Below are 25,983 nucleotides of genomic sequence, written 5' to 3' on the forward strand. Positions count from 1 at the left end.
TCAGAGGCGGAACGACGGTTCGAAACGACCCTTGACGCTGACGCCGAGTTCGAAGGTCTTGCCGGCATGTGGATCGGCCGTGCGCGCGGTGTCATCGAGATCCTGCCAGGCAGACGTCACCAGCATGCGGTCGGCCTTGGGGCCGATGAAGGCCGTGCAGCTCGGCTGCGTCGTCGGCATCGCGTAGCGCGCGATCCGCAAGCCGTCTGGGCGGTAGACGTCGACCGTGCCGCTTCCCCAGCGGGCGTTCCAGATCAGGCCGTCGGCATCGCAGACCGAGCCGTCGATGCCGCCTTTCTCGCCACTGCCGTCGACGAGCAGGCTGGGCTCGCCCTTCGGCAACCCCGTCTCGGCATCGATGTCGACGCGCATCAGGTGGTTGATGTCGGTGTCGACGAAATAGGCAACGGTTCCATCAGGCGAAAAGCAGATGCTGTTGGGGATGGTGACCCGATCATAGAGCTTGGTTACCTTTGTCCCGGCGACGTGATAGATCGCGCCCGCGCCCTTTTCCGCGCTGCGGCCCATGGTTCCGATCCACAGCGAACCGGAGGCGTGAACGCGGCCGTCATTCGAGCGATTGCCGGGCTTGTCTTCAAGCGTTGTCAGCAGGCTGAACGCGCCCGTCTGCGTATCCCTGATAAAGAGCCCCTGATCGGAGGCGATCAGTTGCCGGGACGGATCGATAACCGCAAGGACGCTGCCGAGGAACGGAAGGTCATGCACGGTCTTGCGCCCGGATTCCAGATGCAGCTCATGCAGCTCCTGACCCTTGATGTTGAACCACCAGGCTGTGCCGGTGCCGGGGTCATAGGTCGGGCCTTCTCCGAGGATCGAGGTCGATTGGCAGAGGATGCTGCCGGAAAAGGGAAGGGTATCGCTCATCAGCGTGCTCCATAGACGGCGTCGTAGGCTTTGATCGTCGCGATGGCCCGCTTGCCGACGTCTGCAGCAGTCATGCCTGGCTTGTAGAGGCTCGATCCGAGCCCGAAGCTTCTGATGCCGATCCTGGCGTAGTCTGCGAAATTCTCCTCCGACACGCCGCCGACGGCCGCCACTTCGACGTCGGTCGGAAGCACGGTACGGATCGCGGCGATGCCGGACGGGCCAAGCACGCTTGCCGGGAAGAACTTGAGGCCGGTGGCACCCGCCGCGGCAGCGGCAAGTGCTTCCGTCGGGGTGAAGACGCCGGGCATTGTCACCATACCCTTTTGCGCCGCCAGCCGGATGACCGCCGGTTCGACATTCGGGCTGACCATCAGCTTTCCGCCGACATCGGCAAGCTGTTCGACCTGCTCTGTCGTCAGCACCGTGCCGGCGCCGATCAGGCAGCCTTGCGGCGCCATCTTCACCGCTGTTTCGATCGAGCGGAACGGGTCGGGCGAATTGAGCGGGATCTCGATCGCGGTAAAGCCGGTCTCGATCAGCGTGCCGACGACGCCTTCAGTTTCTTCAGGCTTCAAGCCGCGCAGAATGGCGACCAGCGGGTATTTCATCGGTGGAAAGGGGATACGGTTCATCTCAGCAGTCTTTCGGTCAGAGGGGCCAGATTGCCTGAGCGGCAGTCGAAAGGCCGGCGCGCACGGCCTCGTCGGCATCGACGATCCGCGGGCTAAGGTTGAGGCTTGTTAGTGCTGCGCGGTAGAGCGCGCCGAGCGAGCCGGAGGCAACGAGGCAGACGCTGTCGACCGCACCGGCTGCTGCGAGTGCCCCGGCAATCTCAAGCCCGATCAGCGTGCCGGAGAGCGTCGCCTTGGCGTCGGTCGCCGTCGCGCCGTGAAGCAATTGACCGGCACGCACGCCGAACGTCAGGTTGGTGGCGAGCGCCGGGTTGGCGCAGGCCGCTGCAACGGCTGCGAGGAACGCCGGATGCTCGCCGGAAAAGACCTGCGCATCCGCGATCGAGTGGCTGAGGATCGAATGCTTGGAGATCACATCGAACAATTCTCCGGTCATGAAGGTCGAGAAACCTGTGACCTTGCCGCCCTCGAGGCGCACCCATTTGCTGTGGGTTCCGGGCATGCAGACGAGATGCCGGCCGTCGCCGAGGCTGGTCGCGGCACCGAGCAGTTGCGTTTCCTCGCCGCGCATCACGTCGGGATGCTGCGGATCGCGCTGGGCGAGACCTGGAAGAATGCGAATGTCGCGGTCGATATCAGGCACAGCGACGGCACCTGCGGCAATCGTCGAGAGGGCGGCGGGGGTGTCGAGATAGCCGGCCTCCACCCAACCCTGCTTGGCGCCCGCCATCCCGCAGATGATCACCGGCAGGTGCGCGGGCGCAGCCACCGCGGCCAGATGCGCCTCCAGGACGGTCGAAAAGCCGGTCTTGGCAGCCGTGGTCATGCCTTCACCGCTGCGTCGTTCGGCAAGCACCGCGCCGTCCTCCGCAATGATCCAGAGCCGAAAGCTCGTGGTTCCCCAGTCGACTGCGGCATAATAGGCTGCGGTCATCAAAGTGCGCCTCCATCAATGATCATCGTTTGGGCCGTCATGCCCGTGGAACAGTTCGAAGCCAGGTAGAGGCAAGGGCCCACGAGGTCGTCTGCGGTCAGGCTTCGTTTCAGGCACTGCTTCTCCAGCATCGCCATGATCGCCGCTTCGTCCAGCCAGAGCTTTTTTTGCCGCTCGGTGACAATCATGCCGGGAAGGATCGCATTGACGCGGATATTGTCGGGGCCGAGCTTGCCGGCGAGCGACTTCGTCAATCCGACAATGCCGGCCTTGGCCGTCGCATAGGCCGGGATTTCCGCCATGTTCAGCAGGAAGGCGATCGACGAGAAATTGATGATCGATCCGCCGCCGGCCTGCCGCATGTGCGGCGCCACCGCCTGACTCATGAAAAACAGGTGCCTGAGATTGACCGCCTGGCTTTCGTCCCAGCTTTCTTCGGTGACATCTTCGAGTGGCTGTCGGTCGTCGCGGGCCGCATTGTTGACGAGCACGTGGAGCGCGCCGAGCGTCGCCGCAGTCGTTTCGACGGCCCGTCTCACCGCGTCGATATCGCGCAGATCGGCATGAATGAAGAGCGGTCTGTATCCGGTCTCGGCCGAGAGCCTGTCGGCGAGCTCCAAGCTTGCCGTCGCGTCGATGTCGACGAAGGCGACCTGCGCACCCTGACGAACGAAACCTTCGACGAGTGCCGCACCGATGCCGGCGCCACCGCCGGTGACAAGGACACGGCGATCCCTGAGATCGTGAAATTGGGCCGCAGGCAACGGCATCTGATCGGCACTCCCGTTCGCGCCGCTTTGGCACGTTTGTCGATCTTAATGTTCCGATATGTGGAACGCGATTTTATTATATGGAATTATCGGGCGGCAACGGTTATTTTGTCAAGATCGGATTGGCGGACCCAGAGCTGTATGGGCGGGAATGAAACGGGCGACATGAGCGTGGAACTCACAGGAATTGCGCACGGCGAGGCGGCCGGCACCGGTACGCTTGGCAAGGCCATGGCCGTTCTTGAAGCGGTGGTCATGGCGGACGGGCCACAGCGGTTCACCGATATTCTGGCGAGATCCGGCCAGCCGCGCGGTACCTTGCATCGGCTGCTCAGCCACCTCGTCGAGGAAGGGCTGCTCGTGCAGCGCCGCGATCTCTCCTATGAGCCCGGCCTTCGCCTGTTGACGCTCGCCTCTCGCTCCTGGGCCGGCAATCGTTTTCGCGATGTTGCCGAGCCGCATCTTCGCAGCCTGCACGAGCTGACCGGAGAAACCGTGCATCTCGGCATCCTCAGGGAAACCGAAATCGTCTATGTCGACAAGGTCGAAAGCCGGCAAACGGTGCGCATGAGTTCGCAGATCGGCAAGGCCTCTCCCGTCTATTGCACCGGCATTGGCAAGGCGGCGCTGTCGCTGTTGCCGCAACCGGAACTTGAGCGGCTTGTGGCGAAAATGGCCTTTCACGCCTTCACTCCGCATACCCATCGCTCAGCCGAAACGCTGCTGGCGGAGATTGCGGACATCCGCCGCGACGGACACGCTTTCGATCGGGAAGAACATGAGATAGAGATCCGTTGCGTCGCTGCGCCGATCCGTGTGTCGGGCAGCGATCTGACAGCTGGAATCTCGGTTACGGGGCCGGCCTACAGGGTGAGCATGGAGCAGTTGATCGCCTGGTCGGGGGCGGTGCGGGCGGCGGCGGCGGCGATCGGGGAGGAGGCCGCGATTCGCCTCGGTCCGGGCCGCGGTGGACCTTGAGTTCACTTTACGGTAAATTAGAAACTTCGACTGGACGTGGTGTTCCAACCTCGATAACGTTAATATATCAGGTTAGCTTTGCGGTTGACCGCGACCAGGTTTGATTTTGTCATTAAGAATAATTTTGACGTAATCTTCATGCGGCGTCAGCGGCCGTGCTCCTCCCCGGAGCCGGATGTGGAGAAGGGCGGAAGATGATCGATTTCAGCGCGAATATGGCGTCGTTGATGCTCCCCGACGGGCGGTCCGTGAGGGGGCCTATCTGTTGCGAGGATGATATCAGACGGGTGATCGGGCAGGTTGCGGACGCCTACGGCTTCCGTGGCTTCCTTGTGCTCGCCGTTCCGGATACCGGCTGCAATAGCCTTGAGGCCAACGCGATCATGACGACCTATCCGGTCGAGTTCCTGAAAGGTTACGACAGCGCTGGCCTGATCAATGGCAGCCCTGTGATCCAGCGCCTGCGCCGCAGCACCATACCCTTCACCTATGACGCCCACCAGCTGGCGCGCCGGCGCGCCGATGGCAAGGGCGACGCGGCGATCTGCGTCTTCGAGCAGGCGGGCATGCCGCGCGGGATTTACCTTCCGGTGCACGACGCCGGTGGCCACCGCGCTGCCATTGCCTTTGGCGGCGATCGCCCCGTCGTGTCGAACGATGAAATGCAAGAACTCAATCTGTGGGCCGGCATCCTCTTCAGCAAGCTGGTCGAGGTGCGCGAGCGCGATCGGCGCGGGTCGGGAAGCCTGTCGCGCCGTGAGGTGGAATGCCTGCGCTGGGCCGCTGCCGGCAAGACCACGAGCGAGATGGCGCGGATCCTTGCGCTGTCGGAGTATACAGTGAACCACTATCTCAACCGAGCGACGCGAAAGCTGGATTCGGTCAACCGCGTGCAGACGGTCGCCAAGGCCATGCGCGCCGGTTTGATCAACTGAGAACTGGCACTTTCTGCACATCAAAGCTGGATGCTGCGGCATGGCGCAGTTCGCTTGCAGGGAAATACACAGGCTTTTGGGCGCGTAGGGCAGGGAATCTCGATCATCTGTTGGCATTGGCCTGCGGGTCGGTCTATTTGATAATTGATGAATGCCATGGAACGCGCGAATGCAGGATACGATGACCACCGGGACGACTGACGCAGATCTGCCCCGGGGCGGTGATTTCGCGTCCGAGATCGCAAAACTGGAGACCCAGTTCGATATCATCCGCTATATGCGGAGGGTCACGCAGATGTTTGGCTTCAAAACCTTTCTCATCTGCTCGATCCCGTCCATCGACGTGGACCGCCTGGCTGCAACCACCGTTATATCCAACATGCCTGCCGAGCTGCTGAACAAGTATGACAGCCTGTCGATGCTGCGCTTCAGCACCGGCGTCAAACGGCTGCGGGAAACGACGACACCTTTCCAGGTGACGCTCGAAGCCTGGGAAGGCGAGGGTGGCAAACCCGATTCGGCCAGCGAATACATTGCCATGCTGCGCGACAACGGCATCTTCCAGGCGAGCTATTTCCCGGTGCACGACGCAGAAGGTGGTCGCGGCGCGGTGATCCTGATGGGGCCGGAAGCCGAACTGCCGATGACCGTGACCATGGAATTGCAGATGATCGCAATCCATATCTACAACCGGCTGGCAGAGATCGGCTCGGTCTGGAAGAACGCCAGTGCGTCCCTTTCCGAGCGCGAGATCCAGTGCCTCAGCTGGACGGCGGCTGGAAAGACCAGCGCCGAGATCGCCGGCATCCTCGGCCTCTCCGAGCACACCGTGAACCACTACCTCAACCACGTCACCAAAAAGCTCGATGCGGTGAACCGCACGCAGGCCGTCGTCAAGGCGATGAAGAAGGGCTACATCAGCTAGCCTTAAAGCGCGTCGCGATCTTTCAGATTCGCGTGGCGCGCTTTAAGTTCTTGTTTTTGCGCATGTCGTTATCGCAAGACCGCGGCACACTTTTGCGCGACATTCTTCAGTTCTGGAGCGGCGCATTCGCGCGTGCGCGAAGCCGCCGTCAAACGTGGTGCGCCCACGCAGTTGCTGCCATACTGTGCGATTTTGAGATCATTGCTCATAAACTGGGCAGATGCTCTCGCGGGCGTCGGCGTGCGGTAATTCCGTTATCTTATTGAAAACATTATAGGTTCATTTTCAGTTTGAATCTGGCACGCATCCTGCATTGCTATTGGCATGTCCAGAGGGGACTAAAACAAGACAGCGCCCAAGAAGGTCGCGACAAAAAGGGCCGCCACCTTATTCCACTGTGATCCCGGATGTACGGACACAAGGGATGAGTGGCGGCTCTGCTTTTTCCGTTATGTCGCATTGGCGAAGCGCCCGGCCTCGATTATCTAAGAGGACAGTAGAATGAGAGGACGCGATGCCGGAAGTCTCCAGAGACGTGGTACTTGATAAGCTGCGAACCGTGCGCGGTCCGGATATGGAAGGAAACATCGTCGAGCTTGGGCTCGTGTCGGATGTCTTCATTTCGGATGGCAAGGCCTATTTTTCGATCACCGTGCCGGCCGACCGCGCCAAGGAGCTGGAGCCGATGCGGGCTGCAGCCGAGCGCGTGGTGCGCGAAATCCCTGGCATCAGCGCCGCAATGGTTGCCTTGACCGCGGACCGCAAGGCGGCACCCGCGGCTGCCCCGGTGCAGCGCCCGCAACCGGCCGGCGCTCATGCCGGCCACGCGCATGGTCAGCGTCCGGCAGGCGGCGCGCCTGCAAAGGCCGGCATTCCCGGCGTCGGCGCCATCATCGCCGTCGCCTCCGGCAAGGGCGGTGTCGGCAAGTCCACCACATCGGTCAACCTGGCGCTGGCGCTGAAGGCCAACGGCCTGAAGGTCGGCCTGCTCGACGCCGACATCTATGGCCCGTCCATGCCGCGCCTCCTGAAGATTTCGGGTCGGCCGCAGCAGATCGAAGGACGAATGATCCGCCCGATGGAAAACTACGGCCTCAAGGTCATGTCCATGGGCTTCCTCGTCGACGAGGAAGTGGCGATGATCTGGCGCGGCCCGATGATCCAGTCGGCATTGCTGCAGATGCTGCGCGAAGTCGCCTGGGGCGATCTCGATGTCCTGGTGGTCGACATGCCTCCGGGCACCGGCGACGCACAGTTGACCATGGCGCAGCAGGTTCCGCTCGCCGGCGCGGTGATCGTCTCGACGCCGCAGGACCTGGCCCTGATCGACGCCCGCAAAGGGCTGGCGATGTTCCGCAAGGTCGAAGTACCGGTGCTCGGCATCATCGAGAACATGAGCTATTTCGTCGCCCCGGACACCGGAAAACGCTACGATATCTTCGGCCATGGCGGTGCGCGCAAGGAAGCCGAGCGTATCGGCGTGCCGTTCCTCGGCGAAGTGCCGCTGACCATGGGCATTCGGGAAACCTCCGATGCCGGTACGCCGCTGGTCGTTTCCGATCCGGAGGGGGAAATCGCCCGCATCTATCGTGAGATCGCGACGAAGGTCTGGCGCGAAGTCTCGGCAGCACGAGACGACAAGAGCCGCGCGATGCCGAATATCGTCTTCGAATAGGCCGTCGTCCGCGGCCTGTTCGATCGGGTCGACCCGTCACGCGACACAGGCCGGGTCGGCTCCGAAGCCCTGCGAATAGCGGCACAATTTTGTCCGAAACCCGATTTCGATTCGGCGAAACATGCAGTAGGGTGGCGCCGGAACGGTAGACGGCGCCTGTGTCATGTATCGAGGGGGCATTGATTTTGCGTCTGTGTTGCGCCATATGCCGTGCCGCACTTGCGAAGGTGCCCAACTTAGCGCCCTCTCGCCGGAGACCTTGTCCTCCCGCGATGACCGAGTTGAGGATTTTGTCCTGACTGGGAACGCTTCATCCGATGGATTTCGATAGTGGGAATAATGTGGCGCCAATGCGGTTGCTCACTTTCGCGCGGGCTCGCATCTCCACCCGGGACCGCAGCCGCGGGAAGGGCGCCTGAATGATCACGGGCTATTGCTCCAATGGAGAGATCGTCTCCCTGTCGGTGGCGGACGAGCCGGTTGCGCTGCGTCCCGACATCGTCTGGGTCGATCTCGTCGAGCCGAACAAGGCCGAGGATCTGATGATGGAGAAGCTCCTGGGCATCTCCATCCCGACACGCGAGGACCTGAAGGACATCGAGCCGTCGAGCCGGCTCTATTCTGAGGCTGATGCGGTTTTCATGACGGCGTCGCTGGTCTACCGCTCCGAAACCGATATTCCAGATCTGACTGACGTTGCCTTCATCCTGCATGGCGGACGGCTGGTGACCATTCGCTACGCCGAACCACGCGCTTTCGCCCTCTTCAAGGCGGCGATGCACCGGATTCCCGGCGGCTGCCCGAACGGCGTCGTGATGTTGACGCGGCTGCTCGAAACGATCGCCGACCGCACAGCGGAAATCCTCGAGCAGGCCGTCGGCAAGATCGACGATCTGTCGCTGCAGGTCTTTGGCGACAAGGCGGTCGTCAAGCGCCGGCCGCCGCACTTCCTCGAGGCGCGCCTGCGCGACGTGGCCGGTCATCACCGTCTGGTCGCCAAGACCCGCGACAGTCTTGCCTCGCTCTCGCGCCTTTTGACCTTCGTCTACACCGTTCCCGAAGTCCAGGCGGACAAGGACAGCCGCGAACTCTGCCGCTCGATCTCGCGCGACATCCAGACATTGTCGGAGCATGCCTCGTTCATCTCCGGCAACATCACCTTTTTGCTCGACGCCTCGCTCGGCCTCATCAATGTCGAGCAGAATGCCATCATCAAGATCTTCTCGATCGCTTCGGTGGTATTGTTGCCGCCAACGCTGGTCGCCTCCGTCTACGGTATGAATTTTCGCGCGATGCCGGAACTTGAATGGCAGCTCGGCTATCCCTTCGCGCTTGCCGCCATGGTGATATCCGCCGTGATACCCTTTTTCTTCTTTCGCTGGAAAGGCTGGCTCTAACAGCCAGTAGGACACGCATGACCCAATCGCATGCCCCTTCCACACAAGGGTCGAAAGACCTGCGCCGGCTGCTCGTCCTCGGCCTCGGCTCCATCGGCGTGGTCTACGGCGATATCGGCACCAGCCCGCTCTACGCGTTTCGCGAAGCACTCCGCCCGGTGTCCCACGACGGCGTGACCGATGTCGAAATCATCGGTCTGATCTCGCTGATGATCTGGACCCTGACGATCATCGTGACGATCAAATATGTGCTGTTTCTGCTGCGCGCCGACAACCAGGGGGAGGGCGGCACGCTCTCGCTGCTGGCGCTGTTGATGAAGACCGGGAACGGCCACACGGCAATCCTGTTCTTCATGGGCATTGCCGGTGCCGCACTCTTTATTGGCGATGCGATGATCACGCCGGCCCTATCCGTGCTTTCGGCCGTCGAGGGTCTGAAGCTCGTGACCCCGGCGCTGTCGGACTACGTCGTCCCGATCGCGGTCGTCATTCTGCTTTTGATGTTTGCGGTGCAGTCGAAGGGAACGGCCGCCGTTTCCAACTTCTTCGGCCCGATCACGCTCGTCTGGTTCCTGGTGATGGGCGGTATCGGCGTCATCCACATTTCCGACGACCTGTCGATCTTCAAGGCCTTCAATCCCTATTATGCCGCCAGCTTCATGTTCAATGAGGGCTATGTCGGCATCATCGTGCTCGGCGCCGTCTTCCTGACGGTGACCGGCGCGGAGGCGCTCTATGCGGACCTTGGCCATTTCGGCCGCCGCCCGATCCAGTGGGCCTGGTTCCTGGTGGTCTTTCCCGCGCTGACACTCAACTATCTAGGCCAGGGCGCTTTCGTCCTGAAAAACCCCGAGGCGATGTCGGACCCGTTCTTCCTGATGTTCCCGAAATGGGCGCTGCTGCCAGTCGTCATCCTCGCGACGTTCGCGACGATCATTGCCAGCCAGGCGGTGATAACCGGTGCGTTTTCGCTGACGCGGCAGGCGATCCACCTCGGCTTCCTGCCGCGCATGGCGATCTTCCACACCTCGGAAACCCATACCGGCCAGATCTATCTGCCCAACGTCAACACCCTGCTGATGTTCGGCGTCATGGCGCTGGTCTTCGTCTTCGGCTCGTCGGAATCGCTTGCCACCGCCTACGGCATCTCGGTGACCGGCGCGATGGTGGTGACGACGGTTCTCTCCTTCGAGTTCCTGCGCGCGCGCTGGAACTGGTCGGCGCTCTGGGCCGGCGCCGTGCTTTTGCCGCTGTTTGCACTGGAGTTCGTGTTCCTCGGTGCCAACATGCTGAAGATCCATGATGGCGGCTACGTGCCCGTGCTGATCGCCGCTACTTTCATCGTCATCATGTGGACCTGGAAGCGCGGTACGGAAATCCTGCATGCCAAGACCCGCCATATCGACATTCCGCTCGCAAGCTTCGTCAAGTCCATCGAGCGCAAGAGCGAGCACGCACCGGTTTCTGTACCCGGCACCGCGGTGTTCCTGACCAGCGACCCGGAATCGACACCGGCGGCCCTGCTGCACAACATCAAGCACAATCACGTGCTGCATCAGCAGAACTTCATTCTGACGATCCGCACCGCCAACACGCCGAAGGTTCCCAAGACCGAACGCGTCAGCGTGCAGCCGCTGTCGGAGCGCTTCACCCTGCTCGAAATGCGCTTCGGTTTCATGGAGACGCAGAACGTCTCGCAGGCGCTTGGCCTGTTCCGCAAGTCTGGGCTGAAGTTCGACATCATGTCGACGTCGTTCTATCTCGGAAGGCGCAAGCTCGTTCCGGACGCGCAGTCGGGCATGCCGCATTGGCAGGACCGCCTGTTCATCGCGCTCGCCAACGCGGCGATCGACCCTTCCGACTATTTCCGCCTGCCGACCAACCGCGTGGTCGAACTCGGCTCGCACGTCATCATCTGACGTCACCGGTGGCGGAGGCGGCTGGCGGGCCAAAAGTCCGCCACCACTGTCTTTCAGTGAACACGCATTAACCAAACATCAAGGTTAATGCTTCATTTTCAAGGCTCGAACGAAGCGTTGCCGGCCATGCGTCCGGCAGCTTCATTGTCCTAGCGTCCCCGCGCGGAATCTGTCCGCTGGCCCATCGCCGGCGAGGGCAGCGCCGTGCCTTCGATCAGCGTTGCGTGGAGTGGGTTGGTGCGTAAGAGTCAAAAACTGCGTCGCGAATCTCGTGTGAACGTCTCCGCCTGGCTGGCTCCGGCTCTCATCGGACTAGCGGTCTATATCGGCTTCCCCACGGTCGCCGCCTATTCCGACCTGGCGACCTTCCTCTCCGGTATCAATCGTGGCGGCGAACGCTGGCGGATGTACATGACGCCGTCGCCGGCGGGATCGATCCACGACGTCGAGATGGTCTTTGCCGACCCGATCACCACGAGCGCGCTCGATGGTGGGGCCGGTATCGAACTTCCCGATGGCAGCCGCGTCGCGTTGACCGCGGAAAGCAAGCATGCCGGCACGCCGGACGAAGACCGCGTCAACCGCCGGGGAAAGAAGGGGCGTATCGTCGCCGTCACCCCCGTCACGCCGCCGAAGGATTTCACCGCCGGCTCGATCCTGCAGCGCACGAGTTCGCTGATGGAGCCCGGTTTCGAGGGCGCCGAAAAGATGGTCTTCGCCAAGCCGAAGATCAAAGGCAAGGAGATCGAGATCGCCACGGCCTTCTACAAGAAGAAGCCGCCGAAGATCGAGCCCGGCCTCTCGCCGATGCTGGCCAAGCTTGTGACCAACGACAAGCCCGACATTCTTGCTACTGCCTATGTCCGGCCCGAGCCGGACTATGCGCGTGAATCGCCCTTCGATTCGATCCTGAGAGAAGACAAGAACGCCGGGCGCTTCATTCCCGACATCGCCCCGGAAGATCATGCCTGGGCCGCGACCCCCCTTCCGGCTGAGGTCTTCAGCAAGGAAGAGCAGACCTGCCTTGCCGAAGGCATATACTTCGAGGCTCGCAGCGAACCTTTGAAGGGGCAGGCGGCCGTCGCGCAGGTGATTCTCAACCGCGTCCGCAATCCGACCTATCCAAAGACGATCTGCGGCGTCGTCTATCAGAACAAGGCCTGGCGCAACCGCTGCCAATTTTCCTTTGCCTGCGACATGATCCGCGATCTGGTCTATTCGAGGTCGCACTGGAAGGAAGCCAAGGATGTCGCGATGGCCGTCACCGCCGGCAAGATCTGGTTGCCGGAAGTCGGCTCGGCGACCCACTACCACGCCACCTACGTCAACCCCGCCTGGGCGAAGACGATGAAGCGGGTCGGCAAGATCGGCCTGCACATCTTCTACCGGACCTATGGTGGCGGCTGGAGCTGACGCAGGGCCGGCTTTGATCCTGCAGCGTTTTGAGCATTGATCGCGGGCCGGAGATTCTGGCCCGCGATCTGCCGATTCCTGCCTTTGTCTGCCAGCCGCGGGCGCGGGATGCGGTCAAGATGATGAAATCATTGCGAAATATTGTCCACGCCGAAGCGCTGCGCACGCCTTGACTATGCGAATGCCTAAAACTATGTTGCGCGCGACTTCAAATGGGGCTGAAACGTGGCTTGAACAGCAGCCTTTTGTGTGACCGAAATCACGGTCGTGACCGTGTCGGACAACAATGGGAGAGCCACGTGACGGAGAAACCCGAGGAAAGTCTGGAAGCGCGGCTGAAGCAGCTCGGCGAAAAGATTGAGTCCAAGCGACCCAGTCAGCCGGATGGTGCCGAGGCCAGAGCCGCCGAAAGCCGCAAAGGCTATGCGGCGGCAATGAAGCTCTCCAGCGAGTTCATCGCTGGCATCGTGGTTGGGGCGTTTCTGGGCTATCTTTTGGACCACTTTGCGGGTACAGGGCCGTGGGGCATGATCATTTTCCTGCTCCTTGGCTTTTGCGCCGGCGTGTTGAATGTACTGCGTTCGGCCGGGATGGTGGCAACACTCGACTCGGTAAAGCGCAGTTCGGGAAATGACAAGACGGACGGAGATGGCGCCTGAGGCGTCGCCCGGAAAACACGGTATCCGCTCTAAAGGCGGGCAGAACGAAAGAGAAGCGCGGTGTCAAACGATCCGACCCACCAGTTCCTGGTCAACAAGATTGTCCCGATCGAAATTGGCGGAATTGACTTTTCCTTCACCAACGCGTCGCTGTTCATGGTTGCGACCGTGGGTGCTGCGGCCGGTTTCCTCTACCTGACGACATCGCAGCGCGGGCTGGTCCCGACGCGCCTGCAGTCGGTTTCGGAAATGTCCTATGAATTCATCGCTTCCATGCTGCGCGAAGGCGCTGGCAACGGCGGCATGAAGTTCTTCCCGATGGTGTTCTCGCTGTTCATGTTCATCCTGACGGCGAACCTGCTCGGCATGTTCCCTTATTTCTTCACCATCACCAGCCAGATCATCGTCACCTTCGCCTTGGCGCTCTTCGTCATCGGCACGGTGCTGTTCTATGGTTTCTACAAGCATGGTTTTGGCTTCCTGAAGCTCTTCGTGCCACACGGCGTGCCGGGCGTGCTTCTGCCGCTGGTCGTGTCGATCGAAATCATCTCGTTCCTTTCCCGTCCCATCAGCCTCTCGGTCCGTCTCTTCGCCAATATGTTGGCCGGCCACATCACGCTGAAGGTTTTCGCTGGCTTCGTTACCTCCCTGAGCGCGCTTGGTGCGCTCGGTATCGGTGGTGCGATCCTGCCGCTCATCATGACCGTCGCTATCACCGGTCTTGAATTCCTCGTCTGCTTCCTCCAGGCCTATGTCTTCGCGGTACTGACCTGCATGTACCTCAACGACGCTGTCCATCCCGGAAGCCACTAAGGAATACAGTCGCTTGCTTCCGGCCGGTCCTCCGCCGGAAGCGCAATCCTAAGCCGCAACACCATTCGAAGGAGTTCAATCATGGAAGCGGAAGCAGCAAAGTACATCGGCGCAGGTCTGGCTTGCCTCGGTATGGCCGGCACGGCTCTCGGCCTCGGCAACATCTTCGGCAGCTACCTCTCTGGCGCGCTGCGCAACCCGTCGGCTGCTGACGGCCAGTTCGGCCGCCTCGTATTCGGCTTCGCCGTTACGGAAGCTCTGGGCATCTTCTCGCTGCTCGTAGCCCTGCTCCTCCTCTTCGCCGTCTAATAACGGCTGGAGTTTCGGCCGCGACCCGTAAAGGGTCGCGGCCGCGCATATTCTTGAGTGCACCTGGAGGTGAGCATGTTTGTGACCGCGGCCTATGCCCAGCAGTCAACCACCACTGAAGGCGCCGAAGCACACGATGCCGCTGCGGCCGGTGAGGTGCACACCGAAACGGGTGTGGCCCACGAAGGCGAGGCTGGCTCCGGCGTGTTCCCGCCCTTTGATTCGACCCATTTCGCATCGCAGCTGCTTTGGCTCGCGATCACGTTTGGCCTCTTCTATCTCCTGATGTCGAAGGTCATCATTCCGCGCATCGGCGGAATTCTGGAAACCCGTCACGACCGGATCGCTCAGGATCTCGACGAAGCGTCGCGCCTTAAGGGCGAAGCTGACGCTGCCATCGCATCCTATGAGCAGGAATTGGCAACCGCCAAGGCCAAGGGTCATCAGATTGCCGACGGTGCGCGTGAAGCCGCCAAGTCCAAGGCTGTCGCCGACCGCAACGCTGTCGAGGCCGATCTTTCCAAGAAGATCGCCGCTGCGGAAGACCGTATCGCCGATATCAAGACCAAGGCACTTGCAGACGTCGGCGCAATCGCCGAGGAAACTGCAACCGCTGTCGTCAAGCAGCTCATCGGTGGCACCGTCACCAAGGCTGAGATCGTCGCTGCCGTCAAGGCATCGGGTAACTGAGGAGCACTGAACCATGCATCTTGATGCGACCTTCTATGCCCTCGTCGGCTTGATCCTGTTCTTCGTCCTGATTGCCTATCTCAAGGTCCCGGGCATGATGGGCAAGGCGCTTGACGCCCGCGCCGACAAGATCACCAATGAACTGGCAGAAGCTAAGCGCCTGCGCGAAGAAGCCCAGGCTCTCGTTGCCGAATACCAGCGCAAGCGCAAGGACGCCGAAGCGGAAGCGGCCGGCATCGTTGCCGCCGCTCAGCGCGAAGCCGAAATGCTGACCGCCGAAGCCAAGCAGAAGACGGAAGAATTCGTCGCCCGCCGGACCGCACTGTCGGAGCAGAAGATCAAGCAGGCCGAAAGCGACGCGATCAACGCCGTTCGTTCGGCCGCCGTCGATCTGGCCATCAGCGCTGCCGAAAAGGTTGTTGCTGCCAAGGCCGACGCTGGTGCGCAGAACGAACTGTTCAAGAAGGCACTTGGCGAAGTCAAGTCGCGCCTGAACTAAGCCTCGGCTGCAAGCTACGATTTGAAAGCCCCGCCTCGAGCGGGGCTTTTTCGTTTTTGAGGCCACATTGTTGTGGCAAGCAAAGTTCGGGCTGGAAGGCGGCGCAGGAGGGCCAGGGTTACGGTTTGGGCCCGGCTCCGGCATAAGGCGTTCGCCTGAGGTCGGCTCGATGGAGCGTGACAAGGTGACAGGCGGAAGGTAAATGCGCGGCTGAACGGCTTCGCCCGGGTATCCCGGTTTCAAGTGACATCACGGAAGCGAACAAGATGCTCTAAAAACACGCTCTCGAGCATCCGTGGTGCCATTCTTCCGAACGCACGGCGCTCCAGGAATCGCCAGGAGAGTGCGGGAGCGGCTTTTCGTCCGAGCAGGCGCAAGTGCTGAACGCTAGCGCCTCTCCGCCGCTCCGGCTGCAGGGGACGCGCTCCAGATCTCCGGCGGACAATTGGGCAAGGCGCTGTAGCCCACGCTCGTCTGGTCCTTTGTTTGGGGCACAGTTGCAAGCGGGTTTCGAGCGCTTACGCGCCGTAGGCCGGTACCTGCGGCAGTCCAGATCGCCGGGCTTCGGCGATGCCAACCGTCAATCCTTGCGCAGCGGGCGGAAGCTCATGCGATGCAGCGGGCAGGGGCCTTTGGCATCGATCGCCCTGCGATGCACCACTGTTGCGTAACCGGCATGGACCGCAAAGCCGTAGCCGGGGTGGGCGATATCGGCACGTTCCATCATGCGGTCGCGCGTAACCTTGGCGACGATCGATGCTGCCGCAATCGAAAGCGAGCGGGCGTCGCCCTTGACCACCGCCTTGGCGTGACAGCCAAGGCCGGGCGGCACATCACGGCCGTCGACCAGGACGAAGCGGGCCGCAAGCGACAGACCGTCGACGGCGCGGCGCATCGCTTCAAGGCTCGCCTTGCGAATGTCGATGGTATCGATGGTCGCGGCAGAGGACGAGGCGATGGAAACCGTGGCGGTTGCCAGGATCTCGTCGAACAGCTTTTCGCGCTGAGCTGCGCTCAGCTTCTTGCTGTCGTTCAGACCTTCGGGGATCGCATCGGGATCCAGGATGACGGCAGCCGCAACCACGGGGCCGGCAAGCGGTCCGCGTCCGGCTTCGTCGGCGCCGGCGACAGGCCAGGCGCCTTCCTTTCTTGCAGCCAGTTCGAAGCTGAAATCAGGTCCGAGGAGAAGATCCGGGAAAAGGGGAGAATCGGTCGATCTGCGATGTGACATGCGGCGAAACTCGCATGATCGACCGATTCTCTTCAAGTCCCCCGATCTGAGTGCGGCAGCAGCCGGGGGGTATGCCAGCGTCATCCTGAGGCACAAAGGAGACGCCGGAATTCACCAAAGTCATCTCGCGTCGGCAATGACGCGGCACGCATGCCTTTGCCCGAGCCGGTGGCATCTGCGCCACCCAGCTCGACATTGATCAAAAGGTGCAAGCCCTAACACCTAAGCGCGGGGTTGCAGCGGCCTTGTCCGGTCGGCCAATGAGGCCATCGGAGCTGCCGTCCCACCTCCCACTCCATGACGTCTTCAATCCAAGAACCTCCGTCCCCAGCGACTTACGCAAGACCTGTTGCCGCTAGAGCAGCGAAAGCTGGACGCCGGTCCCAAGCGGCGGGACGAAGATGTCGTCGCGCAGCTGTCGGCGGTTGAGGTTGAGGCCGAGGCGTTTGGCCGCAAGTTCGAACCTTCGGCCAATCTGCCAGGCATAGGGCCCGGCACCCTTCATGCGCTTGCCGAACTCGGCGTCGTAATCCTTGCCGCCGCGCATCGAGCGGATGAGCGACATCACATGCCGGTAGCGGTCGGGATAGTTGCGCAGCAGCCAGTCGCGAAAGAGCGGGCTGACCTCAAGCGGCAGGCGCAACAGCACATAGGTCGCCTCCAGCGCACCTGCTGCCCGCGCAGCTTCCAGCACTCGCTCTATCTCGTGGTCGTTCAGGGCCGGGATGATCGGGGAGACCAGGACACCGGTCGGAATGCCGGCTTCAGTGAGCGAGCGTATCGCCTCAAGCCGCTTGGTCGGCGTCGAAGCGCGCGGCTCCATCGTGCGCGCCAGCTTCCGGTCGAGCGTCGTTACCGAAATACCGACCCGCGCCAGTCCCTTTTCAGCCATGGGGGCAAGCAGGTCGATGTCGCGCGTCACCATCGCCGACTTCGTCACGATCATGACAGGATGGTTGGCCGCCTGCAGCACTTCGAGGATCTGGCGCATGATCCGCCATTCCTTTTCGATTGGCTGATAGGGATCGGTATTGGTGCCGATCGCGATCGGCCGCACCTTGTAGTCCGAGCGGGCGAGTTCGCGTTCCAGCAGGCGCGGGGCGTCCGGCTTGGCGAAGAGCTTCGCCTCGAAATCAAGTCCGGCCGAAAGCCCCATAAAGGCGTGCGTCGGGCGGGCAAAACAATAGATGCATCCGTGCTCGCAGCCGCGATAGGGGTTGATCGAGCGGTCGAAAGAGATATCGGGAGAATCGTTGCGACTGATGACCGAACGCGGCTTTTCCACCTGCACTTCTGTCTTGAAGGGCGGCAGATCCTCCAGGCTCTCCCAGCCGTCGTCGAAAGCCTCGCGCGCCTGCTGTTCGAACCGGCCCGACATGTTCAGCCCGGCGCCTCGTCCGCGGCGACGATCAACCTCGATCCTGAGACCGGTTCCGCTCATCAAAGCTTCGGCAACCTCTGCCGTGTTGGCGGGTGCAAGAGCACCCTGCCTGATCTGAGACAGCTCGTTCATCGGAATCTCCGAGGGATCAGATGTTTGATCCCGTTTTGTTCTGATTATTTTCCTAACGCGAAAGCGAGAACAATTCAAGAACAAAAAATCATGCGCCCTGAATTCGGAGCGAAAGCCATCGGACGGAACATGAGCCTGACGAGAGTGGTCATGCCATAGGGTTGTAGCATTTTACGCTGCAATGCGGTAGGAACAGCTATGCTGACGATCATCATGGAAACACGCGACAACGAGGCGGAACTGGCGCAGACGCTATCGGTGCTCGTGGCAGGTGCCGTGGAGGGCCTGGTCAGCGATGTCATCATCCTCGATTACGGCTCCAAGGATGGTTCGGTGCGTGTAGCCGATGCCGCTGGCTGCCGCTTCTGCGTCGATTGGGATCTGGGCGAAATCGTGCGTTCGGCACGTGGCGAATGGCTGATGCTGCTTGAGCCGGGCGCGCGGCCGATCGGGCGCTGGGTGGACGAACTCGTCGAATATGTGTCCCTGCACAAGGGACCGGCCCGTTTCTCGCCGTCCCGGATGCATCGCAAGCCGCTGCTGCATCGCCTGGCGCGGCGGGTGAAGCCGCTGGAGGCTGGTTTCCTCGTGCGCAAGGGCGACGCTCTCGCGGTCGCACGCGGGAAGATGCAGCTGAGCGAGATGGCGAACGTCCGCAGCGTTCGAAAGCTGGCAACTGAGTTGGTGCCGGCCTGGGTTGCCTTCGACAACAGGCAGGATGCCTGAAGCCTGTTGCGCCGAAGTTTGCGGCAACGACATTCGAAAGAACAACATCGTAAGGTCCGCCAAGCGGATCTGAACGAGCGCGACGCGCTCCAGGGCATGTTCGGCGCCAACAAAAAAGGTGCCAGTCCTGCGGACGGCACCTCCAAGCGGCTACCAAATATCCTTGCTAGCAAATTCGTATCCGAGCGACCGGGCGAGCCGCGCGTCGTATGTTTGATTTCCCCTCGCCGGGGGGACATCGGCGATGGGCTCGTCTTTGCTCCGTTCGAAGGATTTGCTCGGGTCTCATTGCGACCCTTCGAAGTGGGCTGACGGATGAAGCTTTAGCAGACCGGCAGGTGCTTGCCAGTTCCCCAGGGAACAGGCTTGGGGCACGGTGCGGCCGCGATCATCGATTGCCGCGCGTTTCCCGGAATCTTTCAAAGCGTGCCAGCTGTCGATTACTTGGCCGCTCAGCCCCGTTTCAGATGCTCGTCGAGCCGCGGCATGATCTCGACGAAATTGCACGGCATGTGCCGATAGTCGAGCTGCTGCTTGAGAATGCCGTCCCACGCGTCCTTGCATGCCCCTGGCGAACCAGGCAGGACGAAGATGAAGGTGGCGTTGGCGACGCCGCCGGTCGCGCGCGACTGGATCGTCGATGTGCCGATCTTCTCGTAGGAGATCCGGTGAAATACTTCCGAGAAGCCATCCATCCGTTTCTCGAACAGCGGCTCGAGCGCCTCGGGCGTCACGTCGCGGCCGGTAAAGCCGGTTCCGCCCGTCGTGATCACCACGTCGATCGTGTCGTCAAGCGTCCAGGCTTCCACCTGGTCGCGGATCTTTTGGCGATCGTCAGGCACGATCGTGCGTGCTTCGAGACGATGGCCGGCGTCGCGGACGCGCGCCTCAAGCGTATCGCCGGATTTATCGTCGGCCAGCGTGCGCGTGTCGGAGACTGTCAGAATGGCGATGCCGACGGGGACGAAGGGGCGATTGTCATTGATCCCGGCCATACTAATTCCCTCTGCCCACGGTTCTTGCGGCGAGAACGTACCATTCGGGGTGGGCGGCAGAAAGAGTGTGTGCAGCGTGCTGTGCGCTTTCGTCGCTATCGAACAAGCCGAAGCAGGTGGCGCCCGAACCGGACATCCGAACCAGCGCGGCGCCGGCCGTTGCCAGCGCGCCGGAAACGTCGGCGATAACAGGCTGCAACAGGCACGCCGGCGGCTCAAGGTCGTTGCGCATGGTGGCCATGGCCGTAAGCCAGGCAGCGGCGGATAAGGGGCCGGCCGGCATGGCAAGCGGCGGGTTGGTCTTCTTCTCCAATGTCCGGAAGATCACCGGCGTCGAAACGGCGACCAGGGGATTGACCAGCACGATTGGAAAAGCGGGAAGCTCCGGGGCGGGGGTGATCTCCTCGCCGATGCCGCGGGCAACAAGCGGCCACCCGTCGAGACACATCGGCACGTCGGCACCAAGCTTGAGCGCCAAGGTGGCGAGCAGCAGATGGTCGATCCGGGCGTGCCAAAGATCGAGCAATCCGCGCAGTGTTGCGGCCGCGTCGGCGGATCCGCCACCGATTCCCGAAGCAATGGGCAGGTTCTTTTCGAGATGAATATGGACCGGGGTGGTGTCGACGCCCTCAAAGGCCAGCGTCCCGCGCAGCAGGTCCCGCGCCCTGAGCACGAGATTACCGTCATGGTCATCGTCCGTCACTGAAAGTTCGGCGGCAAATGGCCCGGAGAGTGTGAACCGGTCCTCGCTCGACGGCGCGAGGCCGATGCGGTCGCCCCGATCGGCAAAGGTAACGAGACTTTCGAGGAGATGGTGGCCGTCGGCCCGTTGGCCGACGACATGCAGTGCCAGATTGATCTTGGCGGGCGCCGCCCGTGTTAACGCGAAGCCCGCGATCTCGCCTTCAGGCATGCTGGTATCAGGACTTCTTGTCCGGCGCAGGTGCTTCCGGGGTGACCTTCTTCGGCGCGGTTTCCTTGGCGTCGGCGGAGGCCGGAACCTCTTCCTTCAGCGCCGGCAGACCGTTTTCGATCTTGGCCTTGATCTTCGGGATCTCGGCTTCCTCGGGTTTCAGCTCAAGCGTCTGCGTCCATTGGAACACGGCTTCCAGCTTGCGACCGACGCGCCAATAGGCATCGCCGAGATGGTCGTTGATCGTCGGATCGCCGGCCATCAGCTCGGCTGCCTTTTCAAGCTCGACCACCGCATCGTCGAAGCGGTTCATGCGGAAGTAGGCCCAGCCGAGCGAATCGACGATGTATCCGTCATCCGGCTTCAGCTCGACCGCCTTGCGGATCATGTCGAGCCCTTCTTCCAGGTTGATGTTCATGTCGACCCAGGAATAGCCGAGGTAGTTCAGCACCTGCGGCTGGTCCGGGTTGAGCTCCAGCGCCTTGCGGAAGCTCGGCTCGGCCTTGTCCCAAAGCTTCTGACGCTCATAGGCGATGCCGCGCTGGAAGAACACGGTCCAGTCGCTGCGCTTCGGCACGGGTCCGATCTGGTCAACGGCCCGGTCGTAAAGCTCGCCCATCTCCTTGTAATCCTTGGCATCGGAAAGCACGCTGCCATAGGCGAGATAGTTGCGGATGTTCTTCGGATCGACGTCGATCAGCGCCTTCAGGTGCTTTTTGGCTTCATCCACCTTGCCGATGCTGGCAAGGCTGAGGCCGAGCTGCAGCTCGGAAAGCCTGCGCATCGGCGAGGCTTCGGGCACGCTCTGGTAAAGCTCGATTGCTTCCTTCGGCTTCTTGAGGTTTTCGGCGATGCCGGCCAGCATCACCAGGATGTCGGCACTTTCCGGGTCGAGACGACGGGCCGTCTGGAGATAGAGCGAGACGATGTCTTCGGCGCCGTCACGGTTGAGCGCGCCGCCGATGGAAAAGAGCACGGCTGCCGCACCCTGCGATGCGTTCTTGACCTGCTGCTCCTGCGGTATGCCGGCCTCGATATTCTTCCTGAGCGCCTCGAGTGGCGTGTAGTTGTTGACCATGTTCTCGCCGACGGCGATCGTGTCCAGGGCCTTCTGCTTGTTTTTTTCACGCGCCTCGAAACGCGCCAGGGCCTCGACTGCACGCATGAACGTGTCGGGCGCAGCACTGCCGCCTTCGCGATCGAGGATAGCGTCGTTGAGCTTGGCGCGTGCGGTGTCCTTGTCGCCGGAAGCGATCGCAATGGCGCCGGCGTGGTAGTTCTTGAACACGCGGAACCACTCCGGCCCTTCAAGGCCGTTGACCTGCGCCAGCGCTTCCTTGGGCTTGCCCTGGCCGAATTTGGCCCAGGCGGAAAGCAGGCCGTTCATCAGCCGGTCGAGATCGTTCGGCCCCTCGTAGTTGAGGAGCTTCTGCGCGTTGCGGTACTCGCGCTTGCGGATCGCCTCGATCGCCCGGATCACGGTGGTGATGCGCTCGACGGCCGGATCGGACTTCAGCTGCTCGGCAATCTTGGCGCCCTCGTCGAACTTGCCGGCCATCAGCAGCGTGATCATCAGGCGCTGCTTGACTTCGTTGTTGTTCGGCTCGAACTGCAGGGCGATGTGGTAAAGTTCGTTGGCCGCGGCAAAGTCACGGTCGGTATCTGCCGTGCGGGCGGCAAGGAATGCGCCGGAAAAGGTGTTGACGGTCGTGATGTCGAAAGGCTCGGTCTCCTCGACGGCGGCCTTTTCCTCGGCGAAAGCCTGGTAGCTGCCGCCGACGGTGGCAAGAGCCATCAGTGCAGCGCCGCTCAGAAGGCGGAGGATCGTCTTTTGCCGCATGTCAAACCTTTCATTGCCGATCTCTCGGCCTTGCGCACGACTGAGGGTTGTTCTGGAATCAGCCACGTGTTGCCCGGCACAACTCTTGAGGAACAGAATGGCTTTTTTGGCGCAACGCGGCAAGAAATTCCTCTTGTATGTCCCGGTTCGGCCGAAGGTCGCGTCAGCTCACCCGGTCGATGCAGAAGTCGATGACCTCGACCAGTGCCGATTTCCACGGCGAAACCGGGAGCGGTGCCAAGGCATCGCGTGCGATCGTGCCGTAGTGCTGGGCGCGGGCGATGGTATCGCTCAAGCCGCCATAACGCTTGATCAGGCCGAGTGCCCTTTCGAGGTTCGCATCGCTGCTGTCGCCGCCTTCGATCGCCTCACGCCAGAAGGCGCGATCCTCCGGCGTACCGCGGCGATAGGACAGGATCACCGGCAGGGTGATCTTGCCTTCACGGAAATCGTCGCCGACATTCTTGCCGAGGTCGCTGGCCGAGCCGCCATAGTCAAGCACGTCATCGACGAGCTGGAAGGCGAGGCCGAGGTTCATGCCGTAGGATTTCAGCGCATTGCGGTCGGACTTGCTGGTCTGGGCGACGATCGGGCCGACTTCGGCGGCCGCAGCAAAGAGCGCTGCGGTCTTGGCACGGATGACCTGGAGATAGTCGTCTTCGGTCGTCTCCATGTTCTTGGCGACGGAAAGCTGCAGCACTTCGCCCTCGGCGATCACCGAGGCTGCGGTCGAAAGCACGTCGAGCGCATCGAGCGAGCCGACATCGACCATCATGCGGAAGGCCTGGCCGAGCAGGAAGTCGCCGACAAGCACGCTTGCCTGGTTGCCCCAGATCGTGCGGGCGGTGGACTTGCCGCGGCGCAGATCGCTTTCGTCCACGACATCGTCATGCAGCAGTGTTGCCGTGTGCATGAACTCGACGCTGGTGGCGAGCTTGACGTGAGCGTCGCCCTCGTAGCCGAACATGGCGGCAGAGGCGAGCGTCAGCATCGGTCGCAGGCGCTTGCCACCCGACGAGATCAGGTGGTTGGCAACCTCGGGAATCATCTGGACGTCGGAGCCGGCCCTCGACAGGATGAGCTGGTTGACGCGTTCCATGTCGGGAGACGTCAGGTCAACGAGCGGCTTGACGGACGCCTGTTTGTTTTTGCTGTCTTCCAGCGGTATCACTACGCCCAACACCGGGACTCCTGTTTTCATTGTCGCTTTCGACAATAGGAAGGGGGGGCACGTGCGGCAAGAGGCGAATTGTCCCGCTTGCTGAAATAGGACAGGAAAAACCGCTGGATGAAGGAATTGATCCGCACCAACGACGTCGTTCTGCTCTCTTTTGCCGAGAGCCTGATGAAGGACGCCGGTATCAACAGCCTGATCGCCGATCAGGGCATGAGCATTCTGGAGGGATCCTTGGGCCTGCTGCCGCGCCGTTTCCTGGTGCCGGACGACGATGCCGATGCCGCGCGCCGCATTCTCGTCGAAGCGGGGTTGGAAGCGGAGTTGCGGGCATGATTGCCGGTTCGTTGGCATCCGGCGGTGATGGCCGGCCATGAGTGAAGGACCTGTTACACTTGTCGAGTCCGAGACCGTCGACGCGTTCCACCGCGGCAGGTTTCATGTCGTGCAGCCGCTGGGGCAGGGCCATCGTTCCGGCATGGATGCGATGATGCTCGCCTCGTTGGTCGCTTCCGACCGTGCCTGCCGTGTAGCCGATCTTGGTGCGGGTGCGGGTGCCGCCGGCATGGCGGTTGCCTCGCGGCTGGATCTGGCCGACGTGGTTCTGGTGGAGCGCTCGCCGACTATGGCGGAGTTCGCGCGCCGAAGCCTCGCGCTTCCGGAAAACGGGCGTTTCGCCGCGCGGGTTTCAGTGATCGAGGCTGACGTTTCGCTTGCCGGGCGGGCGCGCCGGGCCGCCGGTTTGCCGGATGATGTCTTCGATCACGTGATCATGAACCCGCCGTTCAACGATGCGTCCGACCGGCGCACGCCTGATAGCCTCAAGGCCGAGGCGCACGCGATGAGCGATGACCTCTTCGAGGTCTGGATCAAGACGGCGGGCGCGATCACGAAGCCTGGTGGGCAATTGTCGCTGATTGCCCGGCCGGAATCGATCGCCGATGTCATCGCCGCCTGCGGTCGTCGTTTCGGCGGCATCGAGATAACGCCGCTGCATCCGCGCATCGGTGAAAACGCCGTGCGCATCCTCGTCACCGCGATCAAGCAGAGCCGCAAGCGGCTGGTACTGCGGGCGCCACTGATCGTGCACGAAGAGGGCAGCCATCGCTTTTCCAGAGATGTCGACGACCTCAACAACGGGCGCGATTCCTATCGGCGCCGTTGATTTACCGTATGCGGCATTGCGTTTGGGCGACCAGTGCATACATGCAGGAACAAGTGTTGGTATTGCAGGAGTTGACATGGCCGGGTTCTTCAAGAAGCTGATGCCGAAGCGTTTTCGGCGGGATGGCGTTGCGATCCCCGTCGTGCGGCTTCACGGCGCCATCATGGCCGGTGGCGGCCAGTTTCGCCCGGTGCTTAATATTGCTTCTGCCGCGCCTTTGCTGGAGAAGGCCTTCGCGGTGAAGGAAGCGCCGGCCGTTGCTATTTCGATCAACTCGCCCGGCGGTTCGCCGGTGCAGTCGCGGCTGATCTACCAGCGCATCCGCGATCTCGCCCAGGAAAAGAAGAAGCGTGTGCTCGTCTTCGTCGAGGACGTGGCCGCATCCGGCGGTTACATGATCGCGCTTGCCGGTGACGAGATCATTGCCGATCCGACCTCGATCGTCGGTTCCATCGGCGTCGTTTCCGGCGGTTTCGGCTTCCCGGAACTGTTGAAGAAGATCGGCGTCGAGCGGCGGGTCTATACCGCCGGCGAAAACAAGGTCATGCTCGATCCGTTCCAGCCTGAAAAGGAGCGCGACATCGAGTTCCTGAAAAGCCTGCAGCTCGATATCCACGATACCTTCATCCAGATGGTGAAGGCCCGCCGCGGGCAATTGCTCGCCGACCATCCCGACGTCTTTTCCGGTCTGTTCTGGACCGGTCGGCGCGGATTGGAACTCGGCCTGATCGACGGTCTCGGCGATCTGCGCGGCGAGGTGAAGAAGCGCTACGGCGAAAAGGCACGGCTCGAACTGATCCAGCCGGCACGCAGTCTGTTCGGGCGTCGGCAAACGGGCGCATCGATTTCCGCCGATATCGCCGCGCCGATCGCCGCTTCTGCCATGGCGGGTCTTGCCGAAGCAGTCGAGGAAAGGGCATTGTGGGCGCGTTTCGGGCTTTGAGCCGCGACCGGCGCGACGGGCCTGCAGCGCCGCGCGTCTGATGGGAC

26 protein-coding genes are annotated in these 25,983 nt (G+C 61.9%); 16 read left to right on the forward strand and 10 right to left on the reverse strand.

Going from position 1 to position 25,983, the window contains the following annotated elements; genetic code table 11:
• Genes AC07UR_RS04110 through AC07UR_RS04125 form a run of 4 tightly spaced genes read right to left on the reverse strand, consistent with a single transcriptional unit; the run spans position 1 to position 3,224 of the window.
• Positions 1-885, reverse strand: coding sequence for an SMP-30/gluconolactonase/LRE family protein (locus AC07UR_RS04110; protein ID WP_209787307.1), 885 nt, complete (start codon positions 883-885; stop codon positions 1-3).
• Positions 885-1,520 (reverse strand): 2-dehydro-3-deoxy-6-phosphogalactonate aldolase, encoded by a 636-nt coding sequence (locus tag AC07UR_RS04115; protein ID WP_209787305.1) that lies wholly within the window; start codon positions 1,518-1,520, stop codon positions 885-887. The genes AC07UR_RS04110 and AC07UR_RS04115 overlap by 1 nt, the downstream gene beginning before the upstream one ends.
• A 16-nt stretch (positions 1,521-1,536) precedes the next feature.
• On the reverse strand, positions 1,537-2,457 hold the full coding sequence (locus tag AC07UR_RS04120; protein WP_234902773.1) for a 2-dehydro-3-deoxygalactonokinase: 921 nt from the start codon (positions 2,455-2,457) through the stop codon (positions 1,537-1,539).
• Positions 2,454-3,224 carry an SDR family NAD(P)-dependent oxidoreductase gene (locus tag AC07UR_RS04125; RefSeq protein WP_173419158.1) on the reverse strand — a complete coding sequence of 257 codons (771 nt, stop codon included), beginning with the start codon at positions 3,222-3,224 and terminating at the stop codon, positions 2,454-2,456. The genes AC07UR_RS04120 and AC07UR_RS04125 overlap by 4 nt, the downstream gene beginning before the upstream one ends.
• Positions 3,225-3,389: 165 nt before the next feature.
• On the opposite strand from AC07UR_RS04125, the gene AC07UR_RS04130 reads away from it, so the two are divergent.
• The 12 genes from AC07UR_RS04130 (at position 3,390) to AC07UR_RS04185 (ending at position 15,436) form a co-directional block, all read left to right on the forward strand.
• Entirely contained in the window at positions 3,390-4,202 is an 813-nt protein-coding gene (locus AC07UR_RS04130; protein ID WP_209787303.1) for an IclR family transcriptional regulator, read from the forward strand.
• Positions 4,203-4,396: 194 nt separating this feature from the next.
• On the forward strand, positions 4,397-5,137 hold the full coding sequence (locus AC07UR_RS04135) for a helix-turn-helix transcriptional regulator (RefSeq protein WP_077504194.1): 741 nt from the start codon (positions 4,397-4,399) through the stop codon (positions 5,135-5,137).
• Between the two features lie 169 nt (positions 5,138-5,306).
• Positions 5,307-6,062 carry a LuxR family transcriptional regulator gene (locus tag AC07UR_RS04140; RefSeq protein WP_077504193.1) on the forward strand — a complete coding sequence of 252 codons (756 nt, stop codon included), beginning with the start codon at positions 5,307-5,309 and terminating at the stop codon, positions 6,060-6,062.
• A gap of 514 nt (positions 6,063-6,576) precedes the next feature.
• A complete protein-coding gene (apbC, locus tag AC07UR_RS04145) occupies positions 6,577-7,737 on the forward strand; it encodes an iron-sulfur cluster carrier protein ApbC (RefSeq protein ID WP_209787301.1) in 1,161 nt (386 codons plus the stop codon).
• Between the two features lie 419 nt (positions 7,738-8,156).
• Complete coding sequence (locus AC07UR_RS04150; RefSeq protein WP_209787299.1) at positions 8,157-9,134, forward strand: magnesium transporter CorA family protein; 978 nt, start codon at positions 8,157-8,159, stop codon at positions 9,132-9,134.
• A gap of 17 nt (positions 9,135-9,151) precedes the next feature.
• On the forward strand, positions 9,152-11,053 hold the full coding sequence (locus AC07UR_RS04155) for a potassium transporter Kup (RefSeq protein WP_173419162.1): 1,902 nt from the start codon (positions 9,152-9,154) through the stop codon (positions 11,051-11,053).
• 237 nt (positions 11,054-11,290) lie between these two features.
• Positions 11,291-12,466 (forward strand): cell wall hydrolase, encoded by a 1,176-nt coding sequence (locus tag AC07UR_RS04160; RefSeq protein ID WP_209787297.1) that lies wholly within the window; start codon positions 11,291-11,293, stop codon positions 12,464-12,466.
• A 299-nt stretch (positions 12,467-12,765) separates the two neighbouring features.
• Positions 12,766-13,125, forward strand: coding sequence for an AtpZ/AtpI family protein (locus AC07UR_RS04165; RefSeq protein ID WP_077504188.1), 360 nt, complete (start codon positions 12,766-12,768; stop codon positions 13,123-13,125).
• Between the two features lie 60 nt (positions 13,126-13,185).
• Entirely contained in the window at positions 13,186-13,938 is a 753-nt protein-coding gene (locus AC07UR_RS04170; protein ID WP_173419164.1) for a F0F1 ATP synthase subunit A, read from the forward strand.
• Between the two features lie 81 nt (positions 13,939-14,019).
• On the forward strand, positions 14,020-14,247 hold the full coding sequence (locus AC07UR_RS04175; protein WP_025426100.1) for a F0F1 ATP synthase subunit C: 228 nt from the start codon (positions 14,020-14,022) through the stop codon (positions 14,245-14,247).
• 75 nt (positions 14,248-14,322) lie between these two features.
• Entirely contained in the window at positions 14,323-14,937 is a 615-nt protein-coding gene (locus AC07UR_RS04180) for a F0F1 ATP synthase subunit B (protein ID WP_173419165.1), read from the forward strand.
• 13 nt (positions 14,938-14,950) lie between these two features.
• On the forward strand, positions 14,951-15,436 hold the full coding sequence (locus AC07UR_RS04185) for a F0F1 ATP synthase subunit B (RefSeq protein ID WP_112808705.1): 486 nt from the start codon (positions 14,951-14,953) through the stop codon (positions 15,434-15,436).
• 580 nt (positions 15,437-16,016) lie between these two features.
• On the opposite strand, the gene rnhB is transcribed toward AC07UR_RS04185, so the two are convergent.
• Both rnhB and AC07UR_RS04195 read right to left on the reverse strand, forming a co-directional pair.
• Entirely contained in the window at positions 16,017-16,667 is a 651-nt protein-coding gene (gene rnhB / locus AC07UR_RS04190; protein WP_209787290.1) for a ribonuclease HII, read from the reverse strand.
• A gap of 355 nt (positions 16,668-17,022) precedes the next feature.
• Positions 17,023-18,180 carry a PA0069 family radical SAM protein gene (locus AC07UR_RS04195; RefSeq protein WP_173419167.1) on the reverse strand — a complete coding sequence of 386 codons (1,158 nt, stop codon included), beginning with the start codon at positions 18,178-18,180 and terminating at the stop codon, positions 17,023-17,025.
• Between the two features lie 198 nt (positions 18,181-18,378).
• On the opposite strand from AC07UR_RS04195, the gene AC07UR_RS04200 reads away from it, so the two are divergent.
• Entirely contained in the window at positions 18,379-18,906 is a 528-nt protein-coding gene (locus AC07UR_RS04200; RefSeq protein ID WP_209787288.1) for a glycosyltransferase family protein, read from the forward strand.
• A 452-nt stretch (positions 18,907-19,358) separates the two neighbouring features.
• On the opposite strand, the gene moaB is transcribed toward AC07UR_RS04200, so the two are convergent.
• From moaB to AC07UR_RS04220, 4 genes are all read right to left on the reverse strand, one after another.
• Entirely contained in the window at positions 19,359-19,901 is a 543-nt protein-coding gene (gene moaB, locus AC07UR_RS04205) for a molybdenum cofactor biosynthesis protein B (RefSeq protein ID WP_173419169.1), read from the reverse strand.
• A gap of 1 nt (position 19,902) precedes the next feature.
• Positions 19,903-20,814 (reverse strand): 4-(cytidine 5'-diphospho)-2-C-methyl-D-erythritol kinase, encoded by a 912-nt coding sequence (locus AC07UR_RS04210; protein ID WP_209787286.1) that lies wholly within the window; start codon positions 20,812-20,814, stop codon positions 19,903-19,905.
• A gap of 7 nt (positions 20,815-20,821) precedes the next feature.
• Complete coding sequence (locus AC07UR_RS04215) at positions 20,822-22,654, reverse strand: tetratricopeptide repeat protein (RefSeq protein ID WP_209787283.1); 1,833 nt, start codon at positions 22,652-22,654, stop codon at positions 20,822-20,824.
• A gap of 163 nt (positions 22,655-22,817) precedes the next feature.
• Positions 22,818-23,834, reverse strand: a complete 1,017-nt coding sequence (locus tag AC07UR_RS04220) for a polyprenyl synthetase family protein (RefSeq protein WP_173420959.1) — start codon at positions 23,832-23,834, stop codon at positions 22,818-22,820.
• Between the two features lie 108 nt (positions 23,835-23,942).
• Here AC07UR_RS04220 and AC07UR_RS04225 point away from each other — a divergent pair, with 108 nt between their 5' ends.
• The 3 genes from AC07UR_RS04225 (at position 23,943) to AC07UR_RS04235 (ending at position 25,936) form a co-directional block, all read left to right on the forward strand.
• Positions 23,943-24,164, forward strand: coding sequence for a putative signal transducing protein (locus AC07UR_RS04225; protein WP_025426110.1), 222 nt, complete (start codon positions 23,943-23,945; stop codon positions 24,162-24,164).
• Between the two features lie 37 nt (positions 24,165-24,201).
• Positions 24,202-24,993, forward strand: coding sequence for a tRNA1(Val) (adenine(37)-N6)-methyltransferase (locus AC07UR_RS04230; RefSeq protein ID WP_209787281.1), 792 nt, complete (start codon positions 24,202-24,204; stop codon positions 24,991-24,993).
• Positions 24,994-25,069: 76 nt separating this feature from the next.
• The gene (locus AC07UR_RS04235; protein ID WP_209787279.1) at positions 25,070-25,936 is read left to right on the forward strand and encodes a S49 family peptidase; all 867 of its coding nucleotides are present in this window, start codon (positions 25,070-25,072) and stop codon (positions 25,934-25,936) included.
• Positions 25,937-25,983: the final 47 nt, after the last annotated feature.

This window comes from Ensifer sp. GW821-FHT05G01, assembly GCF_059419585.1.

Coding starts and splice junctions, on each gene's coding strand:
- AC07UR_RS04110 (WP_209787307.1), bottom strand. CDS start 885: ATGAGCGATACCCTTCCCTTTTCCGGCAGCATCCTCTGCCAATCGACC.
- AC07UR_RS04115 (WP_209787305.1), bottom strand. CDS start 1,520: ATGAACCGTATCCCCTTTCCACCGATGAAATACCCGCTGGTCGCCATT.
- AC07UR_RS04125 (WP_173419158.1), bottom strand. CDS start 3,224: ATGCCGTTGCCTGCGGCCCAATTTCACGATCTCAGGGATCGCCGTGTC.
- AC07UR_RS04130 (WP_209787303.1), top strand. CDS start 3,390: ATGAGCGTGGAACTCACAGGAATTGCGCACGGCGAGGCGGCCGGCACC.
- AC07UR_RS04135 (WP_077504194.1), top strand. CDS start 4,397: ATGATCGATTTCAGCGCGAATATGGCGTCGTTGATGCTCCCCGACGGG.
- AC07UR_RS04140 (WP_077504193.1), top strand. CDS start 5,307: ATGCAGGATACGATGACCACCGGGACGACTGACGCAGATCTGCCCCGG.
- apbC (WP_209787301.1), top strand. CDS start 6,577: ATGCCGGAAGTCTCCAGAGACGTGGTACTTGATAAGCTGCGAACCGTG.
- AC07UR_RS04150 (WP_209787299.1), top strand. CDS start 8,157: ATGATCACGGGCTATTGCTCCAATGGAGAGATCGTCTCCCTGTCGGTG.
- AC07UR_RS04155 (WP_173419162.1), top strand. CDS start 9,152: ATGACCCAATCGCATGCCCCTTCCACACAAGGGTCGAAAGACCTGCGC.
- AC07UR_RS04175 (WP_025426100.1), top strand. CDS start 14,020: ATGGAAGCGGAAGCAGCAAAGTACATCGGCGCAGGTCTGGCTTGCCTC.
- AC07UR_RS04180 (WP_173419165.1), top strand. CDS start 14,323: ATGTTTGTGACCGCGGCCTATGCCCAGCAGTCAACCACCACTGAAGGC.
- AC07UR_RS04185 (WP_112808705.1), top strand. CDS start 14,951: ATGCATCTTGATGCGACCTTCTATGCCCTCGTCGGCTTGATCCTGTTC.
- rnhB (WP_209787290.1), bottom strand. CDS start 16,667: ATGTCACATCGCAGATCGACCGATTCTCCCCTTTTCCCGGATCTTCTC.
- AC07UR_RS04195 (WP_173419167.1), bottom strand. CDS start 18,180: ATGAACGAGCTGTCTCAGATCAGGCAGGGTGCTCTTGCACCCGCCAAC.
- AC07UR_RS04200 (WP_209787288.1), top strand. CDS start 18,379: ATGCTGACGATCATCATGGAAACACGCGACAACGAGGCGGAACTGGCG.
- moaB (WP_173419169.1), bottom strand. CDS start 19,901: ATGGCCGGGATCAATGACAATCGCCCCTTCGTCCCCGTCGGCATCGCC.
- AC07UR_RS04210 (WP_209787286.1), bottom strand. CDS start 20,814: ATGCCTGAAGGCGAGATCGCGGGCTTCGCGTTAACACGGGCGGCGCCC.
- AC07UR_RS04215 (WP_209787283.1), bottom strand. CDS start 22,654: ATGCGGCAAAAGACGATCCTCCGCCTTCTGAGCGGCGCTGCACTGATG.
- AC07UR_RS04225 (WP_025426110.1), top strand. CDS start 23,943: ATGAAGGAATTGATCCGCACCAACGACGTCGTTCTGCTCTCTTTTGCC.
- AC07UR_RS04230 (WP_209787281.1), top strand. CDS start 24,202: ATGAGTGAAGGACCTGTTACACTTGTCGAGTCCGAGACCGTCGACGCG.
- AC07UR_RS04235 (WP_209787279.1), top strand. CDS start 25,070: ATGGCCGGGTTCTTCAAGAAGCTGATGCCGAAGCGTTTTCGGCGGGAT.